General features: G+C 71.1%; 17 protein-coding genes. 7 read left to right on the top strand and 10 right to left on the bottom strand.

Features of this window, described 5'->3' with window-relative positions:
- Positions 1-21 precede the first annotated feature (21 nt).
- Positions 22-396: a F0F1 ATP synthase subunit epsilon gene (locus LQ326_RS30335; RefSeq protein WP_189268499.1), complete on the top strand. Its 375-nt coding sequence runs from the start codon at positions 22-24 to the stop codon at positions 394-396.
- A gap of 130 nt (positions 397-526) precedes the next feature.
- The gene (locus tag LQ326_RS30330) at positions 527-973 is read left to right on the top strand and encodes a DUF2550 domain-containing protein (RefSeq protein WP_234542239.1); all 447 of its coding nucleotides are present in this window, start codon (positions 527-529) and stop codon (positions 971-973) included.
- A gap of 172 nt (positions 974-1,145) precedes the next feature.
- Here LQ326_RS30330 and LQ326_RS30325 read toward each other — a convergent pair whose 3' ends face one another.
- From LQ326_RS30325 to LQ326_RS30315, 3 genes are all read right to left on the bottom strand, one after another.
- The gene (locus tag LQ326_RS30325; RefSeq protein WP_234542238.1) at positions 1,146-1,286 is read right to left on the bottom strand and encodes a hypothetical protein; all 141 of its coding nucleotides are present in this window, start codon (positions 1,284-1,286) and stop codon (positions 1,146-1,148) included.
- Between the two features lie 305 nt (positions 1,287-1,591).
- Positions 1,592-3,418: a glycosyl hydrolase family 18 protein gene (locus LQ326_RS30320; protein ID WP_234542237.1), complete on the bottom strand. Its 1,827-nt coding sequence runs from the start codon at positions 3,416-3,418 to the stop codon at positions 1,592-1,594.
- 156 nt (positions 3,419-3,574) lie between these two features.
- The gene (locus tag LQ326_RS30315; protein WP_234542236.1) at positions 3,575-4,147 is read right to left on the bottom strand and encodes a cob(I)yrinic acid a,c-diamide adenosyltransferase; all 573 of its coding nucleotides are present in this window, start codon (positions 4,145-4,147) and stop codon (positions 3,575-3,577) included.
- Positions 4,148-4,398: 251 nt separating this feature from the next.
- Between LQ326_RS30315 and LQ326_RS30310 the strand changes: the two genes are divergently transcribed.
- The 3 genes from LQ326_RS30310 (at position 4,399) to LQ326_RS30300 (ending at position 8,703) form a co-directional block, all read left to right on the top strand.
- Complete coding sequence (locus tag LQ326_RS30310; protein ID WP_234542235.1) at positions 4,399-5,247, top strand: 3-hydroxyacyl-CoA dehydrogenase family protein; 849 nt, start codon at positions 4,399-4,401, stop codon at positions 5,245-5,247.
- Positions 5,248-5,431: 184 nt separating this feature from the next.
- Positions 5,432-5,755, top strand: coding sequence for an STAS domain-containing protein (locus LQ326_RS30305; protein WP_031040714.1), 324 nt, complete (start codon positions 5,432-5,434; stop codon positions 5,753-5,755).
- Positions 5,756-6,156: 401 nt separating this feature from the next.
- On the top strand, positions 6,157-8,703 hold the full coding sequence (locus tag LQ326_RS30300; protein ID WP_234542234.1) for an ATP-binding protein: 2,547 nt from the start codon (positions 6,157-6,159) through the stop codon (positions 8,701-8,703).
- 430 nt (positions 8,704-9,133) lie between these two features.
- On the opposite strand, the gene nucS is transcribed toward LQ326_RS30300, so the two are convergent.
- Positions 9,134-9,805 carry an endonuclease NucS gene (nucS, locus tag LQ326_RS30295; protein ID WP_234542233.1) on the bottom strand — a complete coding sequence of 224 codons (672 nt, stop codon included), beginning with the start codon at positions 9,803-9,805 and terminating at the stop codon, positions 9,134-9,136.
- A gap of 308 nt (positions 9,806-10,113) precedes the next feature.
- Between nucS and LQ326_RS30290 the strand changes: the two genes are divergently transcribed.
- The gene (locus LQ326_RS30290; protein WP_181807263.1) at positions 10,114-10,506 is read left to right on the top strand and encodes an SCO5389 family protein; all 393 of its coding nucleotides are present in this window, start codon (positions 10,114-10,116) and stop codon (positions 10,504-10,506) included.
- Positions 10,507-10,608: 102 nt separating this feature from the next.
- Here LQ326_RS30290 and LQ326_RS30285 read toward each other — a convergent pair whose 3' ends face one another.
- Positions 10,609-11,637 carry an LLM class flavin-dependent oxidoreductase gene (locus tag LQ326_RS30285; protein WP_234542232.1) on the bottom strand — a complete coding sequence of 343 codons (1,029 nt, stop codon included), beginning with the start codon at positions 11,635-11,637 and terminating at the stop codon, positions 10,609-10,611.
- Between the two features lie 224 nt (positions 11,638-11,861).
- On the opposite strand from LQ326_RS30285, the gene LQ326_RS30280 reads away from it, so the two are divergent.
- Positions 11,862-12,203 (top strand): Rv1322 family protein, encoded by a 342-nt coding sequence (locus tag LQ326_RS30280; RefSeq protein WP_234542231.1) that lies wholly within the window; start codon positions 11,862-11,864, stop codon positions 12,201-12,203.
- 40 nt (positions 12,204-12,243) lie between these two features.
- On the opposite strand, the gene LQ326_RS30275 is transcribed toward LQ326_RS30280, so the two are convergent.
- The 5 genes from LQ326_RS30275 to LQ326_RS30255 all read right to left on the bottom strand — a co-directional run bounded on the left by LQ326_RS30275 (position 12,244) and on the right by LQ326_RS30255 (position 17,670).
- Positions 12,244-13,098: an ABC transporter permease gene (locus LQ326_RS30275; protein WP_234542230.1), complete on the bottom strand. Its 855-nt coding sequence runs from the start codon at positions 13,096-13,098 to the stop codon at positions 12,244-12,246.
- Positions 13,095-14,342 (bottom strand): ABC transporter ATP-binding protein, encoded by a 1,248-nt coding sequence (locus tag LQ326_RS30270; RefSeq protein WP_234542229.1) that lies wholly within the window; start codon positions 14,340-14,342, stop codon positions 13,095-13,097. The genes LQ326_RS30275 and LQ326_RS30270 overlap by 4 nt, the downstream gene beginning before the upstream one ends.
- A gap of 122 nt (positions 14,343-14,464) precedes the next feature.
- Positions 14,465-15,241: an ABC transporter permease gene (locus tag LQ326_RS30265; RefSeq protein WP_234542228.1), complete on the bottom strand. Its 777-nt coding sequence runs from the start codon at positions 15,239-15,241 to the stop codon at positions 14,465-14,467.
- Position 15,242: 1 nt separating this feature from the next.
- Complete coding sequence (locus tag LQ326_RS30260) at positions 15,243-16,199, bottom strand: ABC transporter ATP-binding protein (protein WP_234542227.1); 957 nt, start codon at positions 16,197-16,199, stop codon at positions 15,243-15,245.
- A gap of 535 nt (positions 16,200-16,734) precedes the next feature.
- Complete coding sequence (locus LQ326_RS30255) at positions 16,735-17,670, bottom strand: coiled-coil domain-containing protein (protein WP_234542226.1); 936 nt, start codon at positions 17,668-17,670, stop codon at positions 16,735-16,737.
- Between the last annotated feature and the right edge of the window lie 135 nt (positions 17,671-17,805).

Below are 17,805 nucleotides of genomic sequence, written 5' to 3'. Positions count from 1 at the left end.
TGGTGACCCGAGGAGCCACCCTTGGCTGCTGAGCTGCACGTCGAGCTGGTCGCCGCCGACCGCCAGGTCTGGTCCGGCGAGGCCACCCTGGTCGTCGCGCGCACCACGTCCGGCGACATCGGCGTCATGCCCGGTCACCAGCCGCTGCTCGGTGTGCTGGAGTCGGGCCCGGTGACCATCCGTACGAGTGATGGTGGAACGGTCGTCGCCGCGGTGCACGGCGGTTTCATCTCGTTCGCGGACAACAAGCTCTCGCTGCTCGCCGAGACCGCCGAGCTGTCGGACGAGATCGACGTCCAGCGCGAGGAGCGGGAGCTGGAGCGCGCGAAGGCGGCGGGCGACGCCACCGCCGAGCGGCGCGCCGACGTCCGTCTGCGGGCGGCGACCGCGCGCTGACACACTGCGCGTATGCGTTGACGTAACCCAGCCGCGGCTGGGGCCGGAGCCACTCCGGTCCCAGCCGCGGCTGAGGTAGATCTGGGTCTTTTTACGTTCCATTACCTAGGAGACGGGGAGGTCGGTGCCGATGGTCCTCGCTCTGACTGTGGCCGGAATCGTGGTCGCGCTGCTGGTGGTGGGACTCTTCCTCTTCGGTCTGCGCCGCAGACTGATCCAGCGCTCCGGCGGCACCTTCGACTGTTCCCTGCGCTGGGAGGTCCCCGAGAAGACGGACACCAGCGGCAAGGGCTGGAGCTACGGCGTCGCCCGCTACAACGGCGACAGCGTCGAGTGGTACCGCGTCTTCTCCTACGCCTACCGCCCCCGCCGGGTCCTGGAACGCGACCGGATCGAGGTGGCCGGCCGCCGCCTGCCCGAGGGCGAGGAGGAACTCGCCCTGCTCTCCGACGCCGTCATCCTCGCCTGCACCCACCGCGGCACCCGCCTCGAACTCGCCATGAGTGACGATGCCCTGACCGGTTTCCTCGCATGGCTGGAGGCGGCGCCGCCCGGGCAACGGGTGAATGTCGCCTGATTCCTTGCCCGTTGGGTGGGGGTGCCCCCGGACGGAGTCTGGGGGAGGGTCAATGTCGCCTGATTCCCTGCCCGTTGGGTGGGGGTGCCCCCGGACGAAGTCTGGGGGAGGGTGAATGTGGCCTGATCTTCTGTCCGTTGGACAGGGTGCCCCGTACGCGGTCCGGGGAGGTTCAGTGTGCCTGGCATATCGGGTTGGTGACCTCGGCCTGACCGTCCACCACGACGGGACGGGCCGCGGAGTCGCCCAACGTCACCGTCACGTCGACAGGCAGTGCGGCCAGCAGGGCCGCGAGTGCTGCCCCGGTGAACACTCCGAGGGAGGTCGCCCGCGAGGAGCCTGGACCTCCGGTTCCCGTGGACCGGGCGGGCGGGTGCGGTGTGTGGGACCTGTGGCGCTTCATTTCTTCCCCCGAAGGACGTGCTCGGTGTTCGGCTGAGACGACGATTCTTCCCGGTCAGCGGGCGTCTCTCAGCGGCCGACCGGACCGCGGCGGGGGCCGAACGTCCCGTCGCCGCGCACGCGGGGGGCGCGCGAGGGCGTGCGGGGCCTGCAACGCGCTGTCGCGGGCGGCCAGGCGGCCGCCCGCGACGCGGTGGGGGTGGGTGGGGCGAAGGGTCAGCTCATGCCGGAGTTGATGGCACTCACCAGCTCACCGTCGCTGGTGTCACCGCTGAACTCCCAGAAGAACGCGCCCCCGAGCCCCTGGGACTTGGCCCAGCTCATCTTCCCGGCGATCGTCGACGGGGTGTCGTACGACCACCAGTTGGTGCCGCAGTGCGCGTACGCGGTCCCCGCGACGGTGCCGGTGACCGGACAGGACGTCTTGAGGACCTTGTAGTCCTCGATGCCCTGTTCGTACGTTCCGGTCGCCGCCCCGGTGGCCGTGCCGCCCGGCGCGTCCTGCGTCACACCGGTCCAGCCGCGCCCGTAGAACCCGATCCCGATCAGCAGCTTGCTCGCCGGTACGCCCTGCGCCTTGAACTTGGCCATCGCGTCGGCCGTGTCGAAGCCGGCGGTCGGGATGCCCGAGTACGAGGTGAGCGGGGAGTGCGGGGCCGTCGGGCCGGTGGTCGCCCAGGCGCCGAAGAAGTCGTACGACATCACGTTGTACCAGTCGACGTACTGGGAGGCGCCCGCGTAGTCGGTGGCGTCGATCTTGCCGCCGGCGGAGCCGTCGGCCGTGGTGGCCGCGGTGACCAGGGCGGAGGAGCCGAACTTGGCGCGCAGCGCGGCCATCAGGTTCTTGAAGGCCGCCGAGCCGCTGGTGTCACAGCTCAGCCCGCAGGCGTTCGGGTACTCCCAGTCGATGTCGATGCCGTCGAAGACATCGGCCCAGCGCGGGTCCTTGACCAGGTTGTAGCAGGAGTCCGCGAACGCGGTCGGATTGGCCGCCGCCTGCGCGAAGCCGCCGGACCAGGTCCAGCCGCCGAAGGACCACAGGATCTTGAGGTTCGGGTACTTGGCCTTCAGCTCGCGCAGCTGGTTGAAGTTGCCGGCCAGCGGCTGGTCCCAGGTGTCGGCGACACCGCTGACCGACTGGTCGGCGGTGAACGTCTTCTGGTAGTCCGCGTAGGCGTCGCCGATCGCGCACTGGCCGTTGGTGACGTTGCCGAAGGCGTAGTTGATGTGCGTGATCTTCGCCGCGGAACCGGACGTCACCAGGTTCTTGACCTGGTAGTTGCGGCCGTAGATGCCCCACTCGGTGAAGTAGCCGAGCCTGACCTTGGAGCCGGTGGGCGGGGGAGTGGTCGTACCGCCGGTGGTGTGCACCGCGACCGCGCCGCTGACCGGCCCGGTCTGGTCCGCGGTGTCGCGGGCCTGGACGGTGTAGGAGTAGTCGGTGCCGGCCGTGAGCCCCGAGTCGGTGTACGAGGTGGCGGTCACCGTGGAGACCACCCTGCCGTCGCGCAGGACGTCGTAGTTCTTGACGCCGTTGTCGTCGGTGGCCGCGGACCAGGAGAGCTTGACCGAGGTGTCCGTGATGCCGGACGCGGTCGGGGTGCCGGGAGCGGAGGGCGCCGAGTCCCCGGGGACGGTGCCGCCGCCGTCACAACTGGCCCCGTTGAGGGAGCAGTTGCTGGGCGATCCCGAGCCGGCGCCGTTGAAGCCGAAGGAGACGGAGGCGCCGGGGGCCAGGGAGCCGTTGTAGGACTTGTTCTTGGCGGTCCAGTGGGTGCCGGAGGAGGTGACGTCCGCGTCCCACGCGGAGGTGACCGAGGTGCCGGAGGGGAAGTCCCATTCGACGGTCCAGGAACTGATGGCGGCGGTGCCGGTGTTCTTGACGGTCCACTGGCCGCCGAAGCCGGTACCCCAGTCCTGGGTCTTGGTGTAGGTCGCGGTCGCCGTCGTCGCGGCCTGGGCCGGGCTCGCGAGGCCGACCAGACCGGCCAGGGGGAGCAACAGGGTCGCGAACCCCGCCGCGGCTCTGTGTCTGAAGCGCATGCTGCGCCTCCCTCTTGATCGGGGGTGACGTGGGCATGACTGAGCCTTCATGCCCATGGTGCCGCGAGAATAGAAAGGTCTGGACCATGGGTCAATAGGTCTGGACCACTCTGTATACGTCCGTCAGCTCCCCGACTCCCTTGCCGCAGCGGGTTGTTACCGCTCCCCGCCGGGCACCCACAGCACGTCCCCGGCTTCCTTGTTGGCCGTGCGGGCCAGAATGAACAGCAGGTCCGACAGCCTGTTGAGGTAGGTCGCGGTCAGGGGGTTCATCGTGTCGGCGTGGACCTCCAGCGCCGCCCACGTCGAGCGCTCGGCGCGCCGAACGACCGTGCAGGCCTGGTGGAGCAGGGCCGCGCCCGGGGTGCCGCCCGGGAGGATGAAGGAGCGGAGATTCTCCAGCCGCTCGTTGAAGCGGTCGCAGTCCGCCTCCAGCTTGTCGATGTAGAACTGCTCGACCCGCAGCGGCGGGAACTGCGGGTTCTCCACCACCGGTGTGGACAGGTCCGCACCGACGTCGAAGAGGTCGTTCTGCACCCGGGTGAGCACCTTGACGACCTCCTCCTCCAGCCGGCCCAGCGCGATCGCCGCCCCGATCACCGCGTTCGCCTCGTTGGCGTCCGCGTACGCCGAGATCCGCAGATCCGTCTTGGCGACCCGGCTCATGTCCCCGAGGGCGGTGGTGCCCTGGTCGCCGGTCCTGGTGTAGATGCGCGTCAGATTGACCATGAGGTCAGCGTAGAGGTGCCGCGAAGGCCGCGGAGGCCGCGGTGCCGCCCCTGGCCGGGGAGCGTGAGGGGGCGGGACCGCGCCGTACGCGGCGCGTCATGGACGGTGCCGCCGGGGCCGGCTGACGGGACGTGACGGTTGTCTCACGTCCTGAGACCGTGACACGCGTTACTTACCGGGTTTCCCGGCCCCCGACGGGCGCTAGGGTCCCGCCCAAGAGGCATACCTCAACAGCGTGTAAGGGGAGCGGAGTGGCACGGAAGCTTGCCGTCATCGGAGCCGGCTTGATGGGTTCCGGCATCGCCCAGGTCGCCGCACAGGCCGGGTGGGACGTGGTCCTGCGCGACGTCACCGACGAGGCACTGAACCGTGCCGTCGGCGGCATCCAGGCCTCGTACGACAAGTTCGTGAGCAAGGGCAAACTGGAGGCGCACGACGCCGACGCCGCCCTGGCCCGCATCACCACGACCACCGACCTGGACGCGGCCGCCGACGCGGACATCGTGGTCGAGGCCGTCTTCGAGAAGCTGGAAGTCAAGCACGAGATCTTCCGCGCGCTCGACAAGATCGTGCGCCCGGAGGCCGTGCTCGCCTCCAACACCTCCGCCATCCCGATCACCAAGATCGCGGCGGCCACCGAGCACCCCGAGCGCGTCGTCGGCGTCCACTTCTTCTCGCCGGTGCCCATGATGCAGCTCGTGGAACTGGTCCGCGGCTACAAGACGAGTGACGAAACCCTCGCCACCGCACGGGAGTTCGCCGAGTCCACCGGCAAGACCTGCATCGTCGTCAACCGCGACGTCGCCGGCTTCGTGACGACCCGGCTGATCTCGGCGCTCGTCGTCGAGGCCACCAAGCTGTACGAGTCGGGCGTCGCCACCGCCGAGGACATCGACCTCGCCTGCAAGCTGGGCTTCGGGCACGCCATGGGCCCGCTGGCCACGGCCGACCTCACCGGCGTCGACATCCTGCTGCACGCCACCAGCAACATCTACACCGAGTCGCAGGACGAGAAGTTCGCCCCGCCGGAGCTGATGCGCCGGATGGTTGACGCCGGTGACATCGGACGCAAGAGCGGGCAGGGGTTCTACACGTACTGAGACACCAGTACATGGGCCCTCTGACCACCCCCTCACCACGCACAACCCCAAGGTTTCACCCTTGGGGGTGAATTCGGTATCGGTTCGCTTACAGATGGCAACCTCTGACCGGCGAACGCCGTCAGACGTTGCATTACCGGACAACACTTTTACGGAGTAGGACACGCACTCTCGGGGAGCGCATATGTACATCAGGGGCGACCACGCCGAGCTGGTCGTCGGGGGCCGCCTCGACGTCCGCAGCGCGGCGGACGCCCGTACGGTCCTGCACTCGGCCGTCGACGACGGAGTCGGCGACCTGGTGCTTGACCTGTCCGAGCTGGACTCCTGGGACGCCACCGGACTCGGGGTGATCATGGGTGCCCACCGGCGGGCCGGCCGCTGCGGCCGCCGCCTGGTGCTGCGCGACGTACCGCCGCAGATGCAGCGCCTGCTGGTGGCCACCCGGCTGCACCGGATCCTGGCGATCGAGGGAGGGATCGGGGTGGAGTCGCTGCCCCGGGTGTGACCGAGACCCGGTGACCGGCTGTGCGGCCGCGAACCGCCGGGACAGGACGGTCCGCCGTCACCCGGCGAACCGCCCGGACCCGGCCCTCCGCCGGGGACGGGGCTCTCGCGGGGCGGCAGACCACGGGGACACGGCGATCCGGTGTGAACCGGGCGCCCGGGGTCACCCGGTCGGACGGCGCGCAAGCGCACGTCAGACGCAATCCTCACGAGACCGTGATGTCTCGGACGGCGCGGTACCCCGGACTGTCGTAGATACTGTGCCAAGGTTTAAGGTTCGGTCGCCCGCCGCCCTTGCCATCCTTCGAGCGCGGGCCCGGACCAGAAGCGACAGCGCGGTGTGCAAAGGCCGGGAGGGGCCGGTATGCACGGCACACGACGCTTTTGGGGGGCTAGGAACCTATGGATCCGATCAACCCGGGACCCGAGGGGTACGGCCACGACGACGGGGGTGCCTCCCGGTCGAGCCTGTTCGAGACCGGCGGAGGCAGCACGCCGCGCCAGCGCCCGCCCAGGGAATCCCTCACCACCGACTTCGGCCAGAGTGCGACGGCGGCGGCCCGCGTCACACGGCTGGTCAGCGGCGAGTTCCTGCTGACCGTCAACCCCGTCGACGGCAGTGAGATAGAGCCCTGCCCGCCGACCGAGCGCCCGGCCAGGCCCGAGAAGCGCACCGCCGCCGAGCGCGCCGACTACGAGCGCGCCGCCCGGCCGCCGGTGCCGGCCGGTCCCGCCCGGCCCGAACTGCCGCTCCTGGAGCGCCAGGACGACCGCGAGCGGCTCGTCCGGCTCCTCGCCCGCGGCCGCTCCGTGCGCCTCACCGGACCCGCGGGCTCCGGCCGCACCGCGCTCCTCGACCTGGTCGCCGACGACTGCTCCGACCTCGCCCCCGACGGCGTGGTCCGCCTCGACGGCTTCCACCGCACGCCCGACGACCTGCTCCGCGACCTCTTCCACGCCGTCTACAAGGCGCCCGCGCACCGCCCCGTCCACGACGAACTCCTCGAACTGGTCCGGGACATCGGCGCGGTCGTCGTCATCGACGACATCGAGTTCGGCGGCGCCGGGCTCGACGAGCTGATCGACGCCACTCCCGAGTGCGCCTTCCTGATCGGCGCAACCCCGGACGTGCCGGCGCCCGCCGCCGACTCCGCCGTCGAGGAGGTCTTCCTCAGCGGCCTGGAGCGGGCCGGTGGCGTCGACATCCTGGAGCGCGCGGTCGGCCGGGTGCTCACCGAGGAGGAGGCCAACTGGGCCGGCGACCTCTGGTTCGAGTCCGAGGGCCTGCCGCTGCGGTTCGTCCAGGCCGGCGCGCTGCTGCGCCAGCGCGACCAGCTGCGGGCCAGCACGGGCGCCGTCGACGAGTTCGGCGTCTTCGCGGCCGGCCTGTCCGATCTGGCAGGCCTGTCCGGCCCGTCCGATCTCCCGGCCGAGGCGTCCTTCGACACCGAGGCCGCCGAAGCGTCCCCCCTGCCGTCCCTCGGCGAGGCCGCCGCGGCCGCTCCGCTGCTCGCCTCGCGGCTCAGCGCCTCCGCCCGGGCCACCCTGCGCTTCGCGGTCGCCCTGGGCGGCGAGGTGCCCCACCAGGCGCACCTGCCGGCCCTCATCGGCGACACCCACGCGGACGCGGCCCTCGGCGAACTGGCGGGCTGCGGACTGGTCTCCCCGGTCGGCTCCCGCTACCGGCTGGCCGCGGGCGTCCTGCAGCAGCTGGAGGCCGCCGGATACGCCGACGGCGCGACGGCCCAGGCCCTCACCGCCGCCCAGCACTACAGCTGGTGGGCCGGGCACCCCTCGGTCACCCCCGAGCGGGTCTGCGCCGAGGCCGACGCGGTCCTCGCCGCCCTGACGGCGGTGGTCCCCGCGACGGTGCCGCCGAAGGAGGACGAGGAGAGCACGCCGGTACGACTGGCCCGCACGGCCGCGCCCGCGTTCGCCGCGGGGCTGCGGTGGAGTGCCTGGGAACGGGCGCTGCGGGCCGGGGCGGAGGCCGCCCGGCTGTCCGGTGAGGTCGGCGATCAGGCCTACTTCCACCACGAACTCGGCATACTCGCGCTCTGCGGCGACCAGCTGGACCGGGCGCGGGCCGAGCTGGAGGCCTCGCTCGGCCTGCGCGGGGCGCTCTCCGACAAGCGGGGCACGACGGCGGGCCGACGGGCCCTCGCCCTGGTGGCCGACCGCTCGGGCGATGCCCTTCCGGCCCTCGCCGCGACGGCGGCCGACGAGACAACCGACGCCCGCCACGAGGGGTTCATGTCCCCGGCGGGCGGGGGCACGACACCCTTCCCTGCGGTCCACTCGCCGGTCCTGGACACGATCGTGACCCCACGGGTCCCGGCCGAACCGGCTCCGGCCCAGGGCGGCGGCCTCGTGCGCATGGCGCGCCGCAACCTGGTGGGGGTGGGGGCGGGCGTCCTGCTCACCGCGGTCCTCGGCACGGTGGTGGGGCTCGGCATGACCTCCCAGGACAACGCCGACAATCCGTCCAACAACGTGAGCGTCAACCCGTCGGCGAGCGAGGGCACGGGCGACGGCAGCCTCGGCGCCGACCCCGGGCAGACGTCGGGCGCGGGGGACACGGGCACGGCCACGAGCAAGCCGACGAATCCGGGTCCGGACGGCACCCTGGGCACGTCGGACGACCCGAGCGCGCCCTCGGACACGCCGACGCCCTCGGCTTCGGCCACGGGCACGAAGGGGTCGTCCGGCGGCGGTACGACGCACTCGCCGTCTGCGTCTCCCTCGAAGTCGGCGTCACCGTCGCCGTCACCGAGCCCGTCGAAGTCGTCGCCGCCGCCGAGCGAGTCGCCGTCGCCCTCGCCGTCCCCGTCCAGCACGCCGAGCACCACCAACTCGGCGAGCGGCCCCGCCTCCAACTCCCCGAGCGTCACGACGTCGAGCGCGTCGCAGGGCAGCGACGGCGGAGCGTCGACCGGCACGCTGATCTGAGGCCCAGGGCGTCCCACGCGCGCCCTCCAATTACCGCCGCGACGGCGCGCAACCACGGCGACGGGAACCGGCGGTGCCGAACCCGGCTCGGGCCGGTCCGGCACCGCCGGTCACCGCCGTGCGGGCTGAGCGTCGTCGCGGCGGTTTTGGGGTGGGTGGGCGTGCCGTGGTCCGCGTGCGGGAGGCCCACGGTCCTCTCCGATGCCGCCGCGAGGGCGTGCGACGACGGCGATGCGAACCGGCGGTGCCGACCGCGGCTCGGGTCGGCTCGGTGCCGCCGGTCACCGCCGTGCGGGCTGAGCGTCGTCGCGGTGCCTTCGGCGGGGTGGCCTGCGGCAGTTCTCGACACGGGTGTGGCTTGTCCGCCCAGCTCGGAGCGGGCGCAGCCTGTCGGGCCCGGTGGAGGGTCGGCGTGGCTTGCCGGGCCCGGTCAGAACAGGCGGAGTTTGTCGTCCTCGATGCCTCGTAGGGCGTTGTAGTCGAGGATGGTGCAGCCGATGCCGCGGTCGGTGGCGAGGACCTTCGCCTGGGGCTTGATCTCCTGGGCCGCGAAGATACCGCGGACGGGGGCGAGGTGGGGGTCGCGGTTGAGGAGTTCCAGGTAGCGGGTGAGCTGTTCGACGCCGTCGATCTCGCCGCGGCGTTTGATCTCGATGGCCACGGTCTGGCCCTCGGCGTCGCGGCAGAGGATGTCCACCGGCCCGATCGCCGTCATGTACTCGCGGCGGATGAGGGTGTAGCCGTCGCCGAGCGTCTCGATGCGGTCGGCCAGCAGCTCCTGCAGGTGCGCTTCCACGCCGTCCTTGATCAGGCCCGGGTCGACGCCCAGCTCGTGCGAGGAGTCGTGCAGGACCTCCTCCATCGTGATGATGAGCTTCTCGCCCGCCTTGTTGATGACGGTCCAGACGCCGTCCTCGTCACCCGCCCCCTCCTTGAGGGTGCACGGCGGCGACATCCAGTTGAGGGGCTTGTAGGCCCGGTCGTCCGCGTGGATCGAGACACTGCCGTCCGCCTTGACCAGGATCAGACGGGGAGCGGAGGGGAGGTGGGCGGTGAGCCGGCCGGCGTAGTCGACGGAGCACCGGGCGATGACGAGACGCATGGTCGGCAACGCTACTCGACGCGCCGCCCTCGACGCGATTCGCCCAGCCCTCTCCAGCCCCTCTCCGGCGCGCCCCGGGTCCGCCCCGTGACCGGTCCTGAAGAGTCTCCTGCACACGTCTGTTCAAATCTGGCCGATTGTGTGCCTGAAGAGACCGTCGCATATACGCAATCTCCTGGTGGGGCCCCCGTACGTTGCCTACGGTAGTAAACGGGAGGTCGCGGAGTGTGTACTCAGCGTGTCTGGCATCGCGAACTCCCTTACCTGTCCGCCAACCCCTGCTGTTCGGGGGTGCGAGAGGAGTACCCATGTCGCTCGACGTCTCACCGGCCCTACTCGAACAGGCCGAGCGAGGCGAGGTCGACGAAGCGGATTTCGTCGACTGCGTCCGGACCTCCCTGCCCTACGCATGGGAGATGATCAGCTCCCTGGTGGCCCAGCTGAAGGTGGACGGCGGCCAGTTCGCCGACAACCAGACGCCCCCGCCGGACGAGCAGGCACGCGGTCAGCTGCTGCGTGCGCTCGCGAGTGACGCCATACGCGGCGCCCTGCAGCGGCACTTCGGTGTGCGGCTGGCCTTCCAGAACTGCCACCGTGTGGCGGTGTTCCCGCTGGACGCCTCGGTCGACGAGACGCTGGCCCGCTTCACCTCTGTACGCAATCAGTTGCTGAACCAGTCCCCGGAACTACGGGACTGCTGACGCCGTGCTCCGGCACTGCTGACGCAGTGAGCCGCTTGCTTGCCGCTCCACACGCGGGAGGTGCATCAGTCACTGGGGCGGCAAGCTCCCCGCGGCGGTGAGTCACCGGAGGTGCGGCAGTACCTCGGCACCCAGCCGTCGTACGTTCTCCTCGGTGGCCGTCAGATCCCCCGAGCCTTCGGTCAGCAGGGCGAAACGGGAGATGCCGGTCCGTTCGGAGGTCGCGGCCAGCCGGTCGACGCACAGCCGCGGGGTGCCCACCGGGTGGAGTCCGCAGAGCAGTTCGGTGTACGCGAGCGGATCCCGCATCGACCGGGGGCGGCCGTCCACCGTCACATGGGCTTCCAGTCCCTGTTTCAGCCAGCCCGGCATCGCCTTCGTCAGCGTCTCCGCGGCGTCGGCGCGGCGGTCCGCGATCTGGCAGACGCCGGCCGAGACATGGGCCGCCCCGGCGATCTCGTCGCCCGGCCGCCCGGCCGCCTTCGCGTGCTGCCGCCACAACGCGACCATTTCGGCCTTCTCCTCGTCGCCGACGTGCATGCCGAGCAGCATCGGCAACCCCCGCTCCGCGGCCAGCCGGATGCTCGCCGGGGAGGTGCAGGCGACCACCACCTCCGGCCCGGGCACCTCCGTCAGCGCCTCCGACGGGCGCGGTACGACGGGGACTTCACGGAACGAGTAGCGCGGCCCGGAGGCCGACACGGCCGGTTCGCGCAGCCAGCGCATCAGCAGATCGAGTGATTCGGGAAAGCCCTGTTCGTACGCCTCCAGGCCGGATCCGAAGACCTCCAGGTCCACCCACGGGCCGCCCCGCCCCACCCCGAGCGTGAAGCGGCCGCCGCTCGTCACGTGCAGCAGCGCGGCCTGCTCGCCGAGGGCGACCGGGTGGACGGTGGGCAGTACGCTCACCGCCGTACCGACCCGCAGCCGCCGGGTGCGGCCCAGCAGCAGAGCCGCCAGGGTGACCGCCGACGGACACGTGCCGTACGGCACGAAGTGGTGCTCGGCCAGCCAGACCGCGTCCAGACCGGACTCCTCGGCCACCTCGGCGGTGCGCACCGCCCGGTGCAGGGCCTCCCCCTGGCCCTGGCCCGGGAACTGGGCGGCCAGCACAAAACTACCTACGCGCATCGTTTCTTCCTGCTTTCCTGGCTCCGACCCGGAGCTCCCCCTACCGGGCATAACCGTCTGACACGTGCCGAGGACACGGCCTGGCGGGGAGATTTACGGATTGTCTGGAGAATGGGTCGCCCTGGAGGGGGACTTGTGCGGGTTGGTGCCCTACGCGTACCCGCGTGCGCGCGTCGTAGGCTGGACACAGCCCGTGCTCCCTGTATAGCCCCGAGAGGTGTCCCGTGTCCCCGCGTCGCAACCGACCCAAGGGCCCGAACGGAGCGGCCTCGTCCGGCCGGAGCGCCGAGGACGACCGCGCGGACCGCTACGGCGGCTGGCAGTCCACCGAGAGCTGGCAGGGCGAGGAGTGGAGCGTGCGGCACGTGGCGGGCGCCAGCGCGGTCGGCAAGACGTACCGCTGCCCGGGGTGCGACCAGATGATCCCCTCCGGCGTTCCGCACGTGGTGGCCTGGCCGGAGCACTCGGGCGTGGACGAGCGCCGGCACTGGCACAAGGCCTGCTGGAACGCGAAGGACCGCCGCACCACACGGATGCAGCGGTCCCGGAACGCGCCGAAGTTCTGAGCGCCCTACGGTCGGTACGAGCGGTTCGTCCCGACCTGTCCTACACGTCCCGCTTCTCCAGCAGCGCGTACGCGCCCGCGAACGCGACGGCCGTCACACCCAGGATGATCCACAGCGGGTCCCAGCCCGAAGGGCCGGAATCGCCGAGGGAGTTGGAGTAGAAGACGCTCAGCTGGTTCGGGATCGAGTACTCGAACAGGGCCGTACGCACCTTCTCCAGCGACGACGAGAACATGAACAGCGCGATCACCAGCGGGGCGAGCACCGCGCCGATCATGATGGTGACGGCACCCGCCGAGTGCCGGATGACCGAGCCGATGATCAGCGAGAGCAGCCCGAGCAGCGCGATGTAGAGGCTGACGCCGACGGTTCCCTTCAGCCATTCCCCGCTGGTCGGGGTCCGGGTCACGCCGTCCAGCATCGACACCTGCGTCATGGCCACGAAGGCGCTGGCCGCGAGGGTGATCACGAACGCGACCGAGAAGAAGACGATCGCCTTCGCCACCAGCACGCGCGCGCGGGAGGGGCAGGCCACCATCGTCGTACGGATCATGCCCGTGCCGTACTCCGAGGCGGTCGTCAGCACGCCGAGCGTGATGATGCACATGCTGCCGAGCAGCAGCCCGAAGAAGCCGAGCGACAGCGCGCTGGCGCCGGACAGGTCGCCGGACGAGGAGGAGTTGCTGACCAGAGCGCCGGCCAGCAGGCCGATGCCGACCACCAGCAGGACGAAGACGCCGAGCGTCCACATCGTCGAACGCACCGACCTGATCTTCGTCCACTCGGACGCGATGGCGTGCCCGAGGTGGGTGCGCACCACCGGGATCGGCGAGATGTAACCGGGGTACGAACCGCCGGGCGCCGCCTGCGGCAGCGGAGGCTGGTGGGTGCTCATCGGGCGTCCTCGGGCTTGGTCAGGTCGGCGGGGGCGGGAACGGGCGCGGCGGCGGGAGCCGGCTGCGCCGGTCCGGGCGCGGGCGCGGGTGCCGGCTGCGCGTAGGGGTTCGGAGCGGCCTGCGGAGCCCCGTAGGGGCCCTGCGGCGAGCCGAACCCGCCCGGCGGTGCGACGGGCGCCCCCGGCGCGCCGTACGGCCCTGCGAACGGCTGGCCGCCCTGCTGGGGCGGCGGTGGGGCGTACCAGCCCGGCTGGCCCTGTCCGGGCACCGGCATCGGCGGCTGGGCGCCGGGCGGCAGGAGCTGCTGGAGGCCGGCCTTCTGGTCGATGCTGGAGCGGTAGTCGACGGCGCCCTGCGTCATCCGCATGTAGGCCTCCTCGAGCGAGGCCTGGTGCGGGGACAGCTCCCACAGCCGTACGTCCGCCTCGTGCGCGAGGTCGCTGATCCGGGGCAGCGGCAGCCCGGTCACCCTGAGCGCGCCGTCCTGCTCCGGCAGGACATGGCCGCCGGCCTCGGTCAGGGCCGAGCTGAGCTTCTCGCGCAACTGCGGCTCGGTGTCCGGGGTGCGCACGCGGGCGAAGTCGGCGGAGTTGGCCGAGATGAAGTCCGTCACGCTCATGTCGGCGAGCAGCTGGCCCCGGCCGATGACGATGAGATGGTCGGCGGTCAGCGCCATCTCGCTCATCAGATGGGAGGAGACGAAGACCGTGCGGCCCTCGGCGGCCAGGGACTTCATCAGGTTGCGCACCCAGAGGATGCCCTCGGGATCGAGGCCGTTGACCGGCTCGTCGAAGAGCAGCACCTGGGGGTCGCCGAGCAGCGCGGCGGCGATGCCCAGGCGCTGGCCCATGCCGAGCGAGAAGCCCTTGGAGCGCTTTCCGGCCACGTCCTGGAGGCCCACCACCCGGAGCACCTCGTCGACCCGGCGGGCCGGGATGGCGGAGAGCTGGGCCAGGGAGAGCAGGTGGTTACGGGCGGACCGGCCGCCGTGCACCGCCTTGGCGTCGAGCAGCGCGCCGACCTGGCGGGCGGCGTTCGGGAGCTTGCGGTACGGGTAGCCGCCGATCGTCACCGCGCCGGCGGTCGGGTTGTCCAGCCCCAGGATCATCCGCATGGTCGTCGACTTGCCCGAGCCGTTCGGCCCGAGGAAGCCGGTGACGGCTCCGGGACGTACCCGGAAGGAGAGGTCGTACACGGCGGTCTTGTCGCCGTAGCGCTTGGTCAGGCCTACAGCCTCGATCATGCTCCGCACCCATCGAAAGGATCAGGACAGCGGGGCAGTCGCCCCCCGTAAGGGTTAGGAGGATATCGGGGAGCTGACGGTTCCGGCCAAGAGCATGCAAAGACTTGAGGCGGCAGGGCCGGTCACTGCGCGTCGCGCCGCTTCAGCAGGACGTATCCGCCGGCCAGCGCGGCGATCACCCACAGCCCCATGATCCCGAGCCCGCCCCAGGGCCCGTACGGGACGTCGTCGCCGACCCTCGGCACCACCTGCATGATGTGGCTGCCCGCCTGGTCCGGCAGGAACCGGCCGATCTTCTTGGTCGCGTCGACGTTGCCCAGGATGTTGGAGACCAGGAAGAAGAACGGCATCAGGATGCCCAGCGACAGCATCGGCGAGCGCAGCATCGCGGCCACGCCCATGGAGAACATCGCGATGAGCGTCATGTAGAGCCCGCCGCCGACGACCGCGCGCAGCACCCCGGGATCTCCCAGATGGGCCCGGTGGGAGCCGAGCATGGCCTGGCCCAGGAAGAAGGCGGCGAAGCTGGTGACCATGCCGACCACCAGCACCAGGGCCGCCGCCACCGCGATCTTGCTGAACAGGAAGGTGGCCCGCCCCGGCACGGCGGCCAGCGAGACCCTGATCATCCCGGTGCTGTACTCGTTGGAGACCACGAGCACCCCGAACACGATCATCGCCAGCTGACCGAGGGTCATCCCGGCGAAGCTGATGTTCGTCGGGTCGAAGGAGAGCCGTTCCCGCGCGGGCATCTTGGAGAACTGGCTGTTCGCCAGCCCGGAGAGCAGCGTCCCGACGGCCACGGTGACCACCACGGCCAGGGACAGCGTCCACACCGTCGAGGCGACGGACCGGATCTTGGTCCACTCGGACCGTACGACCTGAGTGACGACGGCCATGTCATGCCCCCTTGTCCCAGCCGGTGCCCCAGGCCTGTGGCACCGGGGGCGAGTCGGTGTGCGCGTGGTACTCGACGGACTCCGCCGTCAGCTGCATGAACGCCTCCTCCAGAGAGGCCTGCTGGATGCTCAGCTCGTGCAGCACGATCCCGTTCTGCGCGGCCAGCTCCCCGATCGGTTCGGCCTTTCCGCCCTCCGCCTCCAGGGCTCCGGTCCCCGTCTCGACGACGGTGATCCCGGCCCCGTGCAGCACGTCGAGCAGCCGCTCGCGCTGCGGGGAGCGGACCCGGACGTACGACCGTGAGTTCGTCCGGATGAAGTCCGCCATGGAGGTGTCGGCGAGCAGCCGGCCCTGTCCGATGACGACGAGGTGGTCGGCGGTCAGTGCCATCTCGCTCATCAGGTGGGAGGAGACGAACACGGTGCGGCCCTGGGCGGCGAGGGTCTTCATCAAGGTCCGGATCCAGTGGATGCCCTCGGGGTCGAGCCCGTTCACCGGCTCGTCGAACATCAGGATCCGCGGATCGCCGAGCAGCGCCCCCGCGATCCCGAGCCGCTGCCCCATCCCGAGCGAGAACCCCTTGGCCTTCTTCCGCGCCACCGCCGTCAGCCCGACCGTGTCCAGCACCTCGGCCACCCGCGCCCTCGGAATCCCGTTGCTCTGGGCGAGGCACAGCAGGTGGTTGAAGGCGCTGCGCCCGCCGTGCACGGCCTTGGCGTCGAGCAGCGCCCCGATGTACGTCAGCGGGTCCTTGAGCTGTTCGTACCGCTTGCCGTCGATCCGCACCCGGCCGGCCGTGGGGTGGTCGAGCCCGAGGATCATCCGCATGGTGGTGGACTTCCCGGCACCGTTGGGTCCGAGGAACCCGGTCACGATGCCGGGTCTGACGGTGAACGTGAGGTCGTCGACCGCCGTCTTGTCGCCGTAGCGTTTGGTCAGGCCCGCCAGCTCGATCATGCGGCCACGCTAGAACCGCCTCAGGGGGGCTGCCACCTGAGCGGGGTTCAGTTGCTGCGGCCGGGTCGGGTACGGCAGGTCCGGGGCGGGCCGGGGGCCTACTCCTCCGGGTCCCAGGCCAGGAGCCGGTCGAAGACGCGCCGGTCGCCGTCCAGCTTCAGGGAGTCCACCGGGCCCCGGCCGCAGCAGCTCGGCGAATTCCGGACTCTTGTGCATCCGGGACGTCCACCACCGGGCTCCCACGACCCGACAACGCTTTTCCCGCCTGCCGCGAGGCCGGGCCCCGGACTCGACGTTGCACGGGCAAGGACACCCGGGCCGTCCGGCAGCCCGTCCGCCCCGGCAGGACGAAGCCGTGCGCCCCTGCGGGTGCGTGGGACGGGGCCGTGCCCCCTACGGGGCGCTACGCGGCCGCGGGCAGTGGTGCCGCCGGGCCCGTGACGGAACCCCACGCCCCACGACGAAGGCCCGCACCCCCCGAGGGACATGCGGGCCTTCGTTCGTGCGACGACGGAAGTCGTTCCTACCTGGTGGGTTACCGGGACTGCTGAGCCGGGACCCCGCGGGAGATCGGCTCGTCGTCCGCCGGGGAGCTGGCGGCGGCCACCGCGGCGCCGGTCAGCGTGGCCAGCATCTCGCGGACGTTGGTCAGCTGGGCGTTGATGCTGTCGCGGCGGTTCGTCAGCGCGGCGAGCTCACGCTCGGATTCCGAACGGATCCGGTCGGCCTTGGCGTTCGCGTCCGCGACGATGTCCTCGGCCTGACGCTGAGCCGTCTCGACCGTCTGGCGGGCCCGGCGCTCGGCGTCGGTGCGCAGCTTCTCGGCCTCCAGGCGCAGCTGCTCCGCGCGGTGCTCGATCTCCGCGAGGCGCTTCTCCGCCTTCTGCTGACGCGAGGCGAGGTCACGCTCGGACTGCTCGCGGCGCTTGGCGAGGTTCGTCTCGAAGTCGGCGGCGGCCTGCGCGGCCTTCGCACGGGTCTCCTCGAAGAGGGCGTCCGCCTCCTCGCGCTTGGACTGCGCGTCCTTCTGCGCGTCCGCGCGCAGCTGCGAGGCGTCGCTCTTGGCCTTCTCGACGATCCGGACGCCCTCGTCCTCGGACTTGGCCTTGCGCTCCGCCGCGAACGACTCCGCGTCGTTGCGCACCTGCTGGGCCGCCGACTCGGCGAGCTCCCGGTGCTGCTCGGCCGCCCGCCGGGCCTCCTCGCGCAGGTCCTTCGCCTCCTCCTCGGCGAGGCGGAGGATCTTCTCGACACGCGCGCCGAGACCGGCGTAGGAGGGCTCCGCGTCGCTGACGGCGGCCTGGGCGTTCTGCGTTTCGAGGTGGAGTTCCTCGATGCGCTTTTCCAGAGCGGTGATGCGGGCGAGAGCGCTGTCACGGTCGGAGACGAGCTTGGAGATCCGTTCGTCCACCTGAGCGCGGTCGTACCCACGCCGCACAAGCTCGAAGCCGTAGGGGGAAGTGTCGCTCATGGGTTTCCTGTCGAGTGAGACCGGTGAGGTGATAGGTGGAATCCTAGGGGCCGATGCGGTGTGTCATCGAGCGTATGCGTGTTTGATCTGGAGAATGACACCACTTTTGGGTGGCCGGCTGTGAGATCACTTGCC

The organism is Streptomyces shenzhenensis, from assembly GCF_021462265.1.
Taxonomy (GTDB): domain Bacteria; phylum Actinomycetota; class Actinomycetes; order Streptomycetales; family Streptomycetaceae; genus Streptomyces; species Streptomyces shenzhenensis.
This window is presented reverse-complemented; position numbering and strand designations above follow the sequence as displayed.

Excerpts from the sequence above, each read along its gene's own strand:
- nucS (WP_234542233.1), bottom strand. The coding sequence starts at position 9,805 with ATGCGTCTCGTCATCGCCCGGTGCTCCGTCGACTACGCCGGCCGGCTC.
- LQ326_RS30305 (WP_031040714.1), top strand. The coding sequence starts at position 5,432 with ATGTACATCAGGGGCGACCACGCCGAGCTGGTCGTCGGGGGCCGCCTC.
- LQ326_RS30265 (WP_234542228.1), bottom strand. The coding sequence starts at position 15,241 with ATGGCCGTCGTCACTCAGGTCGTACGGTCCGAGTGGACCAAGATCCGG.
- LQ326_RS30290 (WP_181807263.1), top strand. The coding sequence starts at position 10,114 with ATGTCGCTCGACGTCTCACCGGCCCTACTCGAACAGGCCGAGCGAGGC.
- LQ326_RS30330 (WP_234542239.1), top strand. The coding sequence starts at position 527 with ATGGTCCTCGCTCTGACTGTGGCCGGAATCGTGGTCGCGCTGCTGGTG.
- LQ326_RS30270 (WP_234542229.1), bottom strand. The coding sequence starts at position 14,342 with ATGATCGAGGCTGTAGGCCTGACCAAGCGCTACGGCGACAAGACCGCC.
- LQ326_RS30260 (WP_234542227.1), bottom strand. The coding sequence starts at position 16,199 with ATGATCGAGCTGGCGGGCCTGACCAAACGCTACGGCGACAAGACGGCG.
- LQ326_RS30275 (WP_234542230.1), bottom strand. The coding sequence starts at position 13,098 with ATGAGCACCCACCAGCCTCCGCTGCCGCAGGCGGCGCCCGGCGGTTCG.
- LQ326_RS30315 (WP_234542236.1), bottom strand. The coding sequence starts at position 4,147 with ATGGTCAATCTGACGCGCATCTACACCAGGACCGGCGACCAGGGCACC.
- LQ326_RS30320 (WP_234542237.1), bottom strand. The coding sequence starts at position 3,418 with ATGCGCTTCAGACACAGAGCCGCGGCGGGGTTCGCGACCCTGTTGCTC.
- LQ326_RS30300 (WP_234542234.1), top strand. The coding sequence starts at position 6,157 with ATGGATCCGATCAACCCGGGACCCGAGGGGTACGGCCACGACGACGGG.
- LQ326_RS30285 (WP_234542232.1), bottom strand. The coding sequence starts at position 11,637 with ATGCGCGTAGGTAGTTTTGTGCTGGCCGCCCAGTTCCCGGGCCAGGGC.
- LQ326_RS30255 (WP_234542226.1), bottom strand. The coding sequence starts at position 17,670 with ATGAGCGACACTTCCCCCTACGGCTTCGAGCTTGTGCGGCGTGGGTAC.